The following is a 13,304-nucleotide window of genomic DNA, read 5'->3' on the forward strand; positions in this document are numbered from 1 at the left end:
TCAGCGTTTGGCCCTGACCGCCAGAATGCTGCCAGGCACGGAGTACAGCGCGCGCTCTGTGTTGCTGCCAATCAGCCGGTCAAAACCCGTACGGTGCACCGTGCCCATTACCACGACATCAGCCAGGTATTGCTCGACAAACTCACTGATAACCGGCACCGGCAACCCCATGACGAAATGCCGACGCTCTGGCGGTACGCTATAGCGCTGCGCCAGTGCGATAAACGCCTGGTGCAAGGATTGACGCAGTTCCTCGATCAGGTCCACGCCCCACCCTCCCCCGGCCAGTGGTGCGTCGCTATTGAAAACGGGCGACAAATCATAGGCGTACAGCAGGTGTAACGGCGCATCGCATTGCAGGGCCAAGGCGTTCGCAGTCTGAATGATCGTATCGTTCAATCCGCTTATTTGTGTCGAAGGATCGAATGGGTCCACTGCCGCAACAACCCTGTGCGGCAAGCTGTAGCGAACCTGGTTGACCAGATGCACGGGGATCGGGCATTCACGCAACAAGTGACAATCAAGTGGCGTAATGAATACCCGCTTGAGCGCTGGCTCAAGGGTGACATCCTTGATCAACAGGTCGGGTTTGAGATTCTCGACCGTCTTCAAAATATCCAGCAACGGATGGGTAGTGAAGACGGCTTTAACCGTTGCCTGTAAACCCAGGTCGCTGAGCCGGTCCAGTTCTTCGGCTTCCCAGCGACGGTAGCGACGCACATAACGCTGTTGCTGTGCATCGTCGACCTGTTCTTCAAAATAATGAATCACCGGCGCAGGTTCGACAAAGACTCGCACATCCAGTACAGCCCCTGCTTCCATGGCCAATGCAACCGCGCGCTGTTGTGCAGGTGACTCATGCAAAGATTGATCGGCGATCAATAGAAAACGTTGGTAATTTCCCATCACACACCTCCGTTCAGCGTCAGGATTGCAGCATTTTTTGTGGTTTGATCGCGAGCAAACTGCAAGGCGCCCGGTGCAGAAGTTGCTCAGCCGTGGTGCCCAGCAGTTTGCTCAAGCCCTTGTGCTGCACAGTACCCATGACGATGACATCGGTATGGTTCTCGCCAACAAATTCACAGATGCTCGGCACCGGAACACCTTCGATGAAGTGCCTGCGCTGCGGTGGCACGCCGTGGCGCTCAGCGATGGCTGCAAAGGCTTCAAGTTGGGCCGCGCCCAACATTTCGTATATCCCGGTTGCCAAAGGCAACGCGCCAAAACCCATGTCGTGAACGTATGCGGACGTCCAGTCATAAACGTGCAGCAGGTCAAGGCTGGCATCGCAGATCGCCGCCAGTTTCGAGGCTGCGTCGATAATCTGGTCGTTAAGCACATGGCCCTGATCCTCATCGCGAAACACATCAATGATGGCCAGTACCTTATGCGGTCGAGCATTGAGCGGCGTGGTCACCAGATGCACCGGTACAGGACAGTCACGCAGCAACTGCCAATCCAGCGGGGTAAAAAATACGCGCTTGAACGCCGATTCTTCCTGAGCATCCTTGATGATGAGTTTCAGCGGCATCTCGTTGATAAAGGTCAGGATCTCCTCGTAGGGATCTTGCACCCACATCACCTCGGTAGTGACCTGCACCCCATGTTTCCTCATCAATGCGGCCTGGTCGGCGAGCCATTGGCGATGGGTGTGCAGATAGCCGTCTCGAGCCAAATCGAATTGCTCAGGGGCGAACAGCCCTGCCACCGACAGGGCCTGTGAATAGTCGAACGCCACGATGTGCAAGGGTAATTGCATCGCCAGCGCCAACGCTGCAGCCCTGTCGAAGGACGGGGTACGAGTCATGGCTGGAGGGGCGATCAAGAGTAAACGTTGAGTCTGCGGCATGGGGCACCTCGGCACGCGGCCATTACAATCCAGAACCAGAGTCACAGATTGATCAATGCCTGTTCCGGTCATTTGATATTTGTCAGTTACGCACGCGATGTCCGTCAGGAAATCCCCATGCCTGCTCATTGATATCTTTGTTATGGGCGCGAGCCATTTGCCGCTCAGGCATCCGAATGGGTTCTTTTGCCAGGTCAGCGACACTGGGCCAGATATGCGGGGCCTCGATACGTGCCTTGAGTAGACCCACAAATGCCTGTGCTTGGCACAGACTGTTGAAGTTCACTTGCAAGGCATCCATGCACACGACCCAGCAATGGCTTGCCGGTTGCTCCGTGATATCAATGATCATAAAGACCTCCGTATTGCTTTGAGAAACAGCACGCAAAGCCTTCCGGCTTTATCGCGACCTCCTTGACGGCTATTGCTCCTTCAGTGAAAAAGCCGTGCGCTGCACATCCTCAAGACTGCACCGTAGAGACCGGCAAAAGATTGATCATGGTCAATAATTTCGTTATCGGGCGATGTCCACACAACTGCATGTCAGGCTTCGTTCGATCGACTATTTTTGACAAAGATCAAACCTGCCGCCCCTAACCTCTGCAGGCTTGTTGGAAGACTTCCGCCGTGGCTAACGGATCAACCGATCACCTGGCGCAGATGTGTCACCTCTGTTCAATCGCTCTTTGCTCCGGAGAGGCTTCATGAACGTCGACTGGCTGAACTTCACTCCTTGGTCGTCTCTTGCAGGAGGCGCATTGATTGGTCTGGCTGCCAGTCTTTTCGTTATCTTCAACGGGCGTATCGCCGGTATCAGTGGTCTGATTGGCAGTCTTTTGCAGCGTGGGAGTGAGGGCGTGAGTGAGAAAGCACTTTTTCTCCTGGGCCTGGCCATTGCCCCGCTTGTATGGCGTTTGTTTTCCTCGCTGCCGCCAATTGAGTTCAAGAGCGGCTGGTTTGGACTTTCCTTGGCCGGCTTGATGGTGGGCATCGGTACACGATACGGCTCGGGTTGCACCAGTGGACATGGCGTTTGCGGCCTATCGCGTCTCTCGCCACGATCGATGGTCGCTACCGCGTGCTTCATGTTCAGTGGTTTCGCCACGGTGTTTATCGTGCGTCATCTGCTCGGGGGGTGAACGTGATCAAACTGAGTGCATTCATTGCGGGCTTGCTGTTCGGCATCGGCCTGCTCCTGGCTGGCATGACCAATCCGGTGAAAGTACTGGCCTTCCTGGATGTAGCCGGTGCATGGGACCCCTCCTTGGCTTTGGTCATGATCGGGGCCATTGGCATCGCCGTGGGGCCGCTAGCCTGGGCACGCCAACAATCCCGTTCGCTGCTGGGAAGGCCAATGCAGCTACCGGTCAAACGGGAGTTGGATACCCGTTTGATCGGCGGGAGTCTGGTGTTTGGAGTCGGCTGGGGATTAGCAGGCATTTGCCCCGGCCCCGCAGTGGCAATTCTGCTGACAGGACGCTGGCAAGGGATCGTGTTCATGCTGGCCATGCTGACCGGCATGTGCTTGTTTACTGTGCTGCAGGCCCGACGAAACCAATGAAGGGGAAATCGCCATAAAAACGGACACTCGAACCATAGGCCCTCGCCTTTTCGCCCACCCCACCGTTTGATGCGTGCTGCAACTGGCCTTGGAATTTCTCTTTGGGAACAGTGGACACCGTTGATTTCTTCATCGATGGCTGCATGGTCTCGTTGGCAATGTTTCGTTCCCCACGCAAATGAGGACCCCGGTGTATCAATACGGCATCTGATATATATCAAGGTGCGTTGTGACAGTGCTGCTAATTACTAGGTGGTCGGGCTGTGGTTTTTGATGTTGGCAAAGTGATCTGACGCAAACAGCAATGTTCATTCAAAACCCTGGCTCAGCTCCCCCCACTAAAAAAGGCAGCTAGACATGAAATACAGCAGACTGGCCATGCTCTTGTTTACTGCATCGTTAGCCCCCACAGGGACATTTGCAGCAGAGCAAGCTCAAGTGACGCAGACGCAACAACAAGCTCCAAATGTTGCCGAGTTCGATAAACAGATGGTTCAGGCGCAAGATACCTTCAAGAAAATGCAGGCACAGATGGAGAAAATTCAGCAAACCCAGGATCCCCAGCAAAGGCAGAAGCTTCTTCAAGAGCATTGGAGTGCGATGCAGAATGCAATGAGCATGATGAACGGTATGTGGGGGCCGGGAATGATGGGCAGAGGACACATGATGGGTGGTAGCCACAAGATGGGGTGGCATGACTACGCGAACATGACCCCTGAGCAACAGAGTCAACGCCAATACATGATGGACAGGTATACGGGGATGCAACAGATGATGATGGATAACATGATGAAGCATCAGAACTACATGCAAGGGCAGCCGCCGGCAAAACCTGGACAATAGGCACTTGTACTCTGCTTTGTGAAGTGCGTTTTCGGTGGACTGGGAACGCACGCCTCTATCGCTTTTAGCGCGAACAGATTCACTCAGACCTGCCAAAGGTTTCAACGCTTGATAAGGTCAATACCGATGACCTTGATATCCTCAATGTTAGGAAACCTAGCCGTCTTGAGCGACGAGACCTTTTTGCCGACCATACCTCAACGGTATCGTACAGCACTCAAATGATATTAGACCCCGATTGCCTTCGAACTTAGCCTGTGAGTCCTCAGGCTATGCGTGCGAATAAAAATAAATGCTTTTTCGAAGCAATCATGAGTTCTCATTGTTCGATACCCCAACGCAATTCATCGCGCTGCCCGCCATGGTTCTGTTCGTTAATCGCACGACATCGCCTGCCGAGCCCCCCGCCTCAACTCATTTCTTGGCACGCTATACACACCTTGGCAATCACCGTGATTCACGCGGCTTGCCGTCGGATCATTCTGTTCAGCCAACATAAAAACAGGAGTATTCCTTGATCAATAAAACATTTGAATCAGTCGCGGCTGCACTAGACGGCATTGCCGATGGTTCGGTCCTCATGGTGGGTGGATTCGGCACTGCCGGGATGCCGTCGGAGTTGGTCGACGGCGTCATTGCTTCGGGCGCTCGCGAGCTGACCATCATCAGCAACAATGCCGGCAATGGTGAAATCGGTCTGGCCGCATTGCTCAAGGCCGGGCGTGTTGCCAAGGTCATCTGCTCGTTTCCACGCCAATCCGATTCCTATGTCTTCGACGAGCTCTACCTGGCAGGAAAGGTTCAGCTCGAAGTGGTGCCACAAGGCAACCTGGCCGAACGTATTCGCGCGGCAGGTTCTGGTATCGGTGCTTTCTATTCACCGACCGGCTACGGCACTTTGCTGGCCGAAGGTAAGGAAACCCGCGTGATCGACGGTCGCAACTACGTGCTGGAAATGCCGTTGCATGCCGATGTCGCACTGATCAAGGCCGAAAATGGCGATCGCTGGGGCAATCTCACTTACCGTAAAGCCGCGCGTAACTTTGGACCGATCATGGCGATGGCCGCGAAAACGACAATCGCCCAGGTCAATCGGATCGTGGAGTTGGGAGAACTGGACCCCGAACACATCATTACGCCGGGAATCTTCGTTCAGCGCGTGGTCGCAGTGCCCCGCTCCCCTTTCACGAAAGCCAACGTCAACTGAGGTTCGCCATGACTGTCATGAATAAACTATCGCGTAGCGAAATGGCGCAACGTGTGGCCGACGACATTCTCGAGGGCTCTTACGTAAACCTGGGTATTGGCGTGCCTACGCTGGTGGCCAATTACCTGGGTGACAAAGAAGTGTTCCTGCACAGTGAAAACGGTGTGCTGGGCATGGGCCCGAGCCCTGCGCCGGGTGAGGAAGACGATGACCTGATCAACGCGGGCAAACAGCATGTGACACTGCTGCGTGGCGGAGCCTTTTTTCACCACGCCGATTCGTTCTCGATGATGCGTGGCGGGCACATCGACATTGCCGTGCTGGGCGCTTTCCAGGTCTCGGTCAACGGCGACCTGGCCAACTGGCACACCGGAGCCGAAGGTTCCATTCCGGCTGTGGGTGGCGCGATGGATCTCGCAACCGGCGCGCGCCAAGTGTTCGTAATGATGGATCACCTGACCAAGACGGGCGAAAGCAAATTAGTGCCGCAATGTACCTACCCGCTGACCGGCATTGGCTGCGTGACCCGGATTTATACCGACCTGGCTATCCTGGACGTCACTCCAAAAGGCTTGCAGGTCAGAGAAATTTTTGCCGATATCAGTTTTGAGGCATTGCAAACGCTCAGTGGCGTGCCACTGATTCGGTAAAGCCGGTTGGCGCCCACCCCGCGATTGGGCGCCCCTCCTCACCGAATATTCGCCCTTTATCGAACCCCTTCCCGAGCGACAGGTCTGCATCTTTATAACTCCTCGGGAATGAAGCCAATGTCCGCGCAACACACCCTTGTCGTGCTCGCTCGGGGCGGATATGCCGCTCGAGGTGTCCTGTACCTGATCATCGGTATCTTCGCTCTGCTGGCGGCACAAGACTCGACAAAACCCAAGGACAGCCACAAAAGCCTGGAGGCTTTGCTAAGCCAGCCTTTTGGTTACGTCCTGGTCGGGCTGGTGGTGGCTGGTTTACTCGCATTCGCAGGCTGGCGAGTGTTGCAGGCCATTCGCGACGTCGATCATCACGGTACGTCGCTCAAGGGTCTGGTCATTCGTGCAGGGTTGTTCGCGGGTGGTTTGATCAATGGCGCACTGGCGTTTTTTGCCTTGGGCCTGCTCATCAGTGGTATCAGAAGCTCAAGCAATTCAGGCGGCGGGAATACCCGGGATCTGCTGGCGCATCTTTTGTCGTGGGATCACTCAAACGTGTTGATCTACCTGGTGGCGCTGATCCCACTGGGTGTAGGCATTGCTCACCTCATCAAGGGGTGGAAGGCAACATTCGAGAAGTACTTCGAGGCCGACGAAGAGGTGATGCGCTACATACGTCCCGTATCTCGGTTCGGACTCATGGCCCGAGGCGTCGTGTTTATCGAGATAGCGGTGTTGCTGGTAATCGGCGGCTCACGTTATCAAGTCAAGGATCCCCCGGGCATGAAGGAAGCGCTTGATGCGCTGCAGAATCTGCCAGCGGGAAGCGTGATTCTGATGGTGATGGCTTTGGGCTTGATCGCCTTTTCGGTTTACAGTTTTTCCGAAGCCGCCTGGCGCAAAATCAATATGGATGTGCCTGGAGTCCCGGCATCGTAGTGGCATGACGGCACCTCAGGCTTTCGCTTCTTGCGTGATTGTGCCATCACGATCGGCGGCATTGGGTACTGGCAACACCCTGCCCTCGCGCACTTCAAGAATCTGGTCTGCAATGCGGATCATGGCGGGCCGATGGGACACCGCGATGACGGTTATGCCGGGGGTCAGGCTTTTCAGTACCTGGCATATTTCGGTCTCCGATTCCGGATCGAGCGCGCTGGTTGCTTCGTCCAGGATCAGAAGCTTGGGGCGATGGGCCAAGGCACGTGCGATGACGATACGCTGCCTCTGGCCGCCGGACAGTTTGGCACCTCGCTCGCCGACGATCGATTGCAGCCCGCCTGGACATTCCTGCACAAACTGCCACGCGCCGGCCTGACGTAGCGCACGCTCTGCATCGTCGGCATTCAACGACCTGTCCCCCAAGGTGACGTTCGCCAGTATGCTGTCGTGCAGCAGCAAGGTTTCCTGTGTAACGTAGCCGATCATCCGCCGCCAGGCCCTGCGGTCCAGGTCGTGCAAGTCACAGTCGTCTACCCTGATGCGTCCGGATTGAGGCGCGAGCAGCGAACAGATCAGGTCGAGCACGGTGGTTTTGCCTGCACCGGAAGGACCGATCATGGTGGTGAATGAACCGACCGGAAAACTCATCGACACGCCGTCGAGCACTTGCCGTCCGCCGTAGCCAAAGCTGATGTTTTCAAAAACGATATGGCGCTTCAAGGCAGGAACGCAGTTCCCTCCAACCGGCTCGGCATCGGCCACGGCATTGTCGATTGCTTCGTTGATGGCCCAATAGGCGCTCTCTTGCGCGGCCATCCGGTGATAGCGCTGTTGCGCTTTGTGCAGCAATCCCAGCATGCGCACCACCACGAATATGAGCACCATCACCGAAGACAGCGGCAGTCCGCCGATGACAAGCCCGGCGTAGAGTCCCGCGGCGGCAAGGATTGCCAGCATGGGTTCCTGCAAGGCCCGCAATGTTTCGCGGCTCATCACTTCGCGCTCCAATGCGGTGTTGAGCTCGCCGGCGTGACCGCGCAGCAAGGAATCGGCAATGTCATCCCGGGCCATGGCCTTGAGCGGTTTAACCGAAGCCAGCGTATCCGTCAGGTAGACCAGCAGCTCACGCATCAAGCGGGTCTGGCTTTTGCCCACGCGCCGTGACGTCTTGACCAGCCCCCGCACGGCCACCAGCAGGACAAAACCGATCAGCAATGAGAGGAACGCTGCCTGCCAGGAGACGAAAAGCGCGATGATTGCATAGGCCGCTGCCTGGATGCCCAGCGCCAGCATATTGGCCGCATGCTCATAAGCGGTGGAAGCGCGGTAGGCTTCCGTTGCCACGGCATTGGCCAGTGCCCCGGCAGGCTGGCGCAGATAATATTCCCAGCGACTGCCCAGAGAGGCTTTGATCAGGTCGATGCGCAGGTCGGTCGCCACATGTGCCACCGTGTAGCCAACCTGCCGATTGCCCAGCAATATCAGCAGGTTACTCAGCGTCATGCCCACGACAATAATCACCAGCATGTTGGGGATCGAGGGCTCAAGGCCGAGCGTGTCCATGACGGCGAAGACCTGAACCGCCAGGTTTGAATGCGGCTGGTCTTCAAGCACCGCCGATATCAGTGGCAGCATTGTGCTCAGGCTGACGCTTTCGACCACCCCTGCCAGCAGCAAACTCAGGAGCATCAGGACGGTACGGGCCGGATAAGAGCGGCCAAAGGCAAAAATAATCCGCATGAGTGTCGTTCACTATGACGTAGGTAAAGATTAGCTCACCGACAGCACGCGACACTGTTCAAGCGCCCACTGTGACGAGGTCCACCGGGCTACGCAATGACGCGAAGGCCTCGATGATCTGGTCTATTTGCTCGGGTGTATGGGCCGCGCTGACGCTGCAACGTATCAGGGTGACGGCACCGGGCGTCGCTGGAGGCAGGACCAGATTGACATAGACGCCCTTCTCTATCAGCGCCCGCCAGAAGGCCAGCCCCTCGTGTGGCGACTTCAGCATCACGGCAATCACCGGACTGGCTTGTGGCCCCAATTGGTAGCCTGACTCTGCCAACCCCTGATAAAGCCGCCGGGCATTCGTCCACAGCTGACGCCGCAGCTCCGGACGTTCCTTGATGGCCTTGAGCGCTGACCTCACGGAGGCAATGGCCGAGGGCGCGGGTGAAGCGGTAAAGATATAGGGCCTGCTGGCGTAGCGAAGCAGGTCCATTTGCGCATCGTGACAAGCAGCGAAGCCACCGACCGCGCCCAGGCTCTTGCTGAACGTGCCCAACAGAATGTCGACTTCCGAGTCCACCCCCAACTCTTCGGCCAGCCCTCGCCCCTTGGCACCCAGCACACCGAAGGAATGCGCCTCGTCTACCAGCAGGTAACCTCCGAGTCGACGCTTGACCTCGACTATTTCTCTGAGCGGAGCCTGATCACCCAGCATGCTGTAGATGCCTTCCACCAGGATAATCGCTTCGCGCGCGCGGTCGCCGAGCCGGACCATGCGCCGCTCCAGATCAGCGACATCGTTATGGCGAAAGCGGATGATCTCTGCACCACCCAGCTTGCAAGCGTCGTAGATGCTCGCGTGGCAATCGGCGTCAAGCAATACCACCTCGCGCGCGCTCGCCAGGGTCCCGATGACACCCAGATTGGCGACATAGCCTGTGGAGAACACAATGACGGAACGCCGCCCGAGAAAATCGACAAGTTCCTCCTCCAACGCGCTGTGCCCGGCGTAACTGCCATTGGCCATACGAGAACCGGTGGTGCCGGTCCCCTCAAGCTCCAGCGAGCGCTGCGCCGCCTTGATGCCGTCGGGATCGAATGTCAGCCCGAGATAATTATTGGTACCCGCCAGTATGACTCTCTTCCCCTGGATACTGCCCTCGGTCGGGGAGTACATCTCGTCGATGCGAATTCCAAAAGGATGCGAATCCGAGAGGCTGGCGCGTTCCGCCGCCAGTTTGCCGAACTTGTCAAACAGTCCCATCGGCATGCTCCATCAAGTTGAGAATCGCGTGGGACAGCTGTGCAGGCGTTCGCACATCCATCAGGATGTTGAGGTGGATCGAGATGTCGAATTCGTCCTCCAGCTCCATCAGCATGTCCATTACCTTTATCGACTCCATCCCCAGGTCCTGGGCCAAATCGGTATCCGGGTAGATTGGCGTCCCGGGAGGTGCAAGCCGCCCGATGAGCATTATCACCCGTTCGAGTATCGCTTCTTGTGTGATCATCGTGGGTTTCCTTGAGTTCAGTGGCTCTTTGCCCGCTCAGAACATGTGATTGCGCAACGCTTGCCTTAACAGTATCTGCGGCTCCCAGCCCAATGACGCGCTGATGCGCGCATTGCTGCAGGTCCAGTCCGGGTGCATCAGTTCATTGACTTTGCCGGGGGTCAGCATGGGTGCCCGGCGGGTGAACCGGGACAGCACCAGGTTCGCTCGTGCAAGGCCTTTCAGTACCCCGGCAGGCACTGCGGCTTGCCGTACCGGCGCATGGCGGATATCGCAAGCGATGCCGGCCAGGCTTGCCCAGTCGTACCCTTGCAACTGACCATCACACAACTCAAAGGTCTGCGATTGCACGACAGGTGCGTCCAACCACTGCATGACGGCACTGACCAAATCGTCCACATGCAGAAAGCTGAACTGTGAATCGTCTCGACCGAGGGTTACCAGCCAGCCGCGCAAGAGCCAGTCGAACAGCGGACGCAACTCGCGGTCACCGGGACCGTATACGGCGGTCGGCCTGAAAATACACACGGGAATCGCTCCGGCAGCGGCCTTTACCTGGCGTTCACCTTCGAATTTGGAAGCGGCGTACCAGGACAATGTCGGATGGCGCGCCGCAAGGGACGAGATCAGCAGAAAACGCTCGCAACTGCCGTTAAGGCGTGTCGCCTCCATCAAGTGTTTGCTGCCCTGCACGTTGACCGAGTCGAAATCCCGGGCAGCCCGGCCTCTGACCTTGCCTGCGCAGTGAATAACCGCATCTGCGCCCCGGGTAAGCTCGGCAAGGGCCGGCTCATCTTCCAGTGTTCCCTTGATCCACTTCGTTCCATCCTCTGCCGTACCGCTCCCGGAGCGAGCCAACGCTCGTACCTCCACGCCTCGGGCAACAAGTCGTTCGCGCAGGACGCTGCCGATGAAGCCAGTGGCGCCAGTCAGCGCAACCACGCGAGCGCTCACGTCGTCTCCAGTGCCGGACAGGGAAGAACAGCGTTGGCCTGGGCCATGAACCGTTCGAGGGCTTCGGCGCGAGAGGGTTTGCCCGAAGAGGTTCGTGGCAATGAATGAGGTGGCACAAGGTGTACGTCGGCAGCAAGGCCGAACTCACTGATGATCTTGGCCAGCAGAGTCCGGACCAATTGCTCGCGGATTTCCGGCTCACGGACCCGGCATTGAACCTGGACCACGACCTGAGGCTCATCATCGCCGGGCACGACAAACACGATGGCATCGCCAGGCCTCAGATCGGGTTCGGACTCCACCAGGTATTCGATATCCTGCGGCCAGATGTTTCGGCCCCGGACTATGAGCAAATCCTTGCGCCGGCCAGTGATATGCAGCTCGCCCCCGGACAGATAGCCCAGGTCACCGGTGTCGAGCCAGCCATCTTTCAAGGCTGCCTGGGTATTTTGGGGATCATTGAAATAACCCGACATGACGCTGGGCCCCCAGACGAATATCTGGCCTACCTCGCGCTCTGCGACCACCCGCCCCGCCGCGTTGCGAATTTCCACGCGATGCCCTGGCAATGGCGCACCACAATTGGTAAACGCACAGCTTCCCGGATCATCGGCAGCACATTTCTGCGCCTTGAGCTGATGTTCCAATGCCTGGCGAGCGACATGATCCACCAGCACCCCTGCCCCGCGGCGGGCGAAGCAGACGGCCAGGGTGCTCTCCGCCAGACCGTAGCAAGGCGTGAATGCAGCCGCATTGAATCCCGTGTCGAGAAAACAATCCGCGAAACGGCGTAACACCGATGCCCGAATGGGCTCTGCCCCAATCCCCGCGACACGCCAGCAGGAGAGATCCAATACGGTTTTTTCCGGGTCCCGGACTCGCCGGGTGCAGAGGTCATAGCCAAACGGCGGGGCAACCGAAACATTCACCCGATTCTGGCTTATCAGTTTGAGCCATTGCCCGGGTCGCGTGGCGAAATCCCGGGTGTGCAAGTAGTCGACTGTCAATTGTGCCGCCATGGGCGCCAGGACAAAGCCCACCAGCCCCATGTCATGATAAAAGGGCAGCCATGACGCACATCGGTCCCCCGGACGAACGCCGATACCGCTCACGACGATGCCTCTGATGTTGGCCATCACCGCACGCTGGGTAATAATCACGCCACGAGGAAATCGGGTACTGCCGGATGTGTATTGCAGGTAGGCGATGTCCTCCGGCAACACGCGGGGAAGCGTCTGCACGGGCGGTAAATCGCTCAATTGCTGGACAGTCCCGACGAACGCCTGTAGCGAGGTCCCCAGCGCTTCCCGTGCATAGGGAAGCCATTCCTCCTGTCCGAGGACGGCTGCCGGCGTGCAATTGGCGAACAGTCCTTTCAGCTTTTCCACGTAGGAATGATGGCTTCCCAAACTGGATGGCACCAAAAGAGGAACGGCGATCAGGCCCGCGTATTGGCAGGCGAAAAACGACTCGATAAAGCTTTGGTGCGTATCGGCGATGAGTGCGACCCGATCACCCTTCTTCAACTTGAGCCCAAGTAGACGTTTAGCCAGCGCGACAGCATTGCTTTTGAGCTCAGCGTATTCAACCGCTGCAATCAAGTGGCAATGCCTGTCGTAGAAGTTCATCCCGGTCTGACCAGACGCGGCATAATCGAGTGCTTCCACTAGCGTGGAAAAGTCCGCGAGACGTTGAGTGAGTGCCTGTTTTGCAACGGTTGCAGACATAAGGAAACACCCATCCATTTAGCCCGAGTAAGGATAAGTCAAATAGCGGGTCGACCCCCTGCGCCAGTAAAACACTTGTCGTTTTACTGCCCCGTTGCCGTTTCCATGGAGTCCAAGCTCCAGGGATAACCGGCTCGCAGAAGATCTTTCGGCTTTTTCAAGTATTTACAAAGCCTAACGCAATACTAATCGGCATCTGGGTGATCGCAAATTTTTTCCCGGATGAGCGACGACCGGCGAACATCGCATGTAGCTGTAGCACCTCGTTCTCAAATGCGACAGCCATCGAAAAGTACAGGGTATTTAAGCCTTAGAGGCGCATTCACGCCAATATT

At 57.1% G+C, this 13,304-nt stretch carries 14 protein-coding genes; 6 read left to right on the forward strand and 8 right to left on the reverse strand.

What is annotated here, in order from left to right; translation table 11 throughout:
- The 3 genes from D8U73_RS14360 to D8U73_RS14370 all read right to left on the reverse strand — a co-directional run bounded on the left by D8U73_RS14360 (position 1) and on the right by D8U73_RS14370 (position 2,201).
- On the reverse strand, positions 1–906 hold the full coding sequence (locus tag D8U73_RS14360) for a universal stress protein (protein WP_056855344.1): 906 nt from the start codon (positions 904–906) through the stop codon (positions 1–3).
- A gap of 19 nt (positions 907–925) precedes the next feature.
- Positions 926–1,849, reverse strand: a complete 924-nt coding sequence (locus tag D8U73_RS14365) for a universal stress protein (protein ID WP_130904845.1) — start codon at positions 1,847–1,849, stop codon at positions 926–928.
- Positions 1,850–1,931: 82 nt separating this feature from the next.
- Positions 1,932–2,201, reverse strand: a complete 270-nt coding sequence (locus D8U73_RS14370; protein ID WP_130904846.1) for a hypothetical protein — start codon at positions 2,199–2,201, stop codon at positions 1,932–1,934.
- Positions 2,202–2,553: 352 nt separating this feature from the next.
- Between D8U73_RS14370 and D8U73_RS14375 the strand changes: the two genes are divergently transcribed.
- The 6 genes from D8U73_RS14375 (at position 2,554) to D8U73_RS14400 (ending at position 7,043) form a co-directional block, all read left to right on the forward strand.
- Positions 2,554–2,988, forward strand: a complete 435-nt coding sequence (locus D8U73_RS14375; protein WP_056855346.1) for a YeeE/YedE family protein — start codon at positions 2,554–2,556, stop codon at positions 2,986–2,988.
- 2 nt (positions 2,989–2,990) lie between these two features.
- Entirely contained in the window at positions 2,991–3,410 is a 420-nt protein-coding gene (locus D8U73_RS14380; RefSeq protein ID WP_056855589.1) for a DUF6691 family protein, read from the forward strand.
- Positions 3,411–3,767: 357 nt separating this feature from the next.
- Positions 3,768–4,253: a hypothetical protein gene (locus tag D8U73_RS14385; RefSeq protein WP_056855347.1), complete on the forward strand. Its 486-nt coding sequence runs from the start codon at positions 3,768–3,770 to the stop codon at positions 4,251–4,253.
- Positions 4,254–4,767: 514 nt separating this feature from the next.
- The gene (locus tag D8U73_RS14390) at positions 4,768–5,460 is read left to right on the forward strand and encodes a 3-oxoacid CoA-transferase subunit A (protein WP_056855348.1); all 693 of its coding nucleotides are present in this window, start codon (positions 4,768–4,770) and stop codon (positions 5,458–5,460) included.
- Positions 5,461–5,468: 8 nt separating this feature from the next.
- Positions 5,469–6,110, forward strand: coding sequence for a 3-oxoacid CoA-transferase subunit B (locus D8U73_RS14395; protein ID WP_056855349.1), 642 nt, complete (start codon positions 5,469–5,471; stop codon positions 6,108–6,110).
- Between the two features lie 117 nt (positions 6,111–6,227).
- Entirely contained in the window at positions 6,228–7,043 is an 816-nt protein-coding gene (locus tag D8U73_RS14400; protein ID WP_130904924.1) for a DUF1206 domain-containing protein, read from the forward strand.
- A 15-nt stretch (positions 7,044–7,058) separates the two neighbouring features.
- Here the strand turns inward: D8U73_RS14400 and D8U73_RS14405 are convergent, their stop codons facing one another.
- From D8U73_RS14405 to D8U73_RS14425, 5 genes are read right to left on the reverse strand one after another with little or no spacing between them, the layout of a single operon-like run.
- On the reverse strand, positions 7,059–8,786 hold the full coding sequence (locus tag D8U73_RS14405; RefSeq protein ID WP_056855351.1) for an ABC transporter ATP-binding protein: 1,728 nt from the start codon (positions 8,784–8,786) through the stop codon (positions 7,059–7,061).
- 58 nt (positions 8,787–8,844) lie between these two features.
- Positions 8,845–10,041 carry an aminotransferase class I/II-fold pyridoxal phosphate-dependent enzyme gene (locus D8U73_RS14410; protein WP_056855352.1) on the reverse strand — a complete coding sequence of 399 codons (1,197 nt, stop codon included), beginning with the start codon at positions 10,039–10,041 and terminating at the stop codon, positions 8,845–8,847.
- The gene (locus D8U73_RS14415; RefSeq protein ID WP_056855353.1) at positions 10,028–10,288 is read right to left on the reverse strand and encodes an acyl carrier protein; all 261 of its coding nucleotides are present in this window, start codon (positions 10,286–10,288) and stop codon (positions 10,028–10,030) included. Before D8U73_RS14415 ends, D8U73_RS14410 begins: the two co-directional genes overlap by 14 nt.
- A 36-nt stretch (positions 10,289–10,324) precedes the next feature.
- Positions 10,325–11,242 (reverse strand): NAD(P)-dependent oxidoreductase, encoded by a 918-nt coding sequence (locus D8U73_RS14420; RefSeq protein WP_177435524.1) that lies wholly within the window; start codon positions 11,240–11,242, stop codon positions 10,325–10,327.
- Positions 11,239–12,969, reverse strand: a complete 1,731-nt coding sequence (locus tag D8U73_RS14425; protein ID WP_130904847.1) for a fatty acyl-AMP ligase — start codon at positions 12,967–12,969, stop codon at positions 11,239–11,241. Before D8U73_RS14425 ends, D8U73_RS14420 begins: the two co-directional genes overlap by 4 nt.
- Between the last annotated feature and the right edge of the window lie 335 nt (positions 12,970–13,304).

This window comes from Pseudomonas sp. Sample_22, assembly GCF_004307635.1.
Lineage (GTDB): Bacteria > Pseudomonadota > Gammaproteobacteria > Pseudomonadales > Pseudomonadaceae > Aquipseudomonas.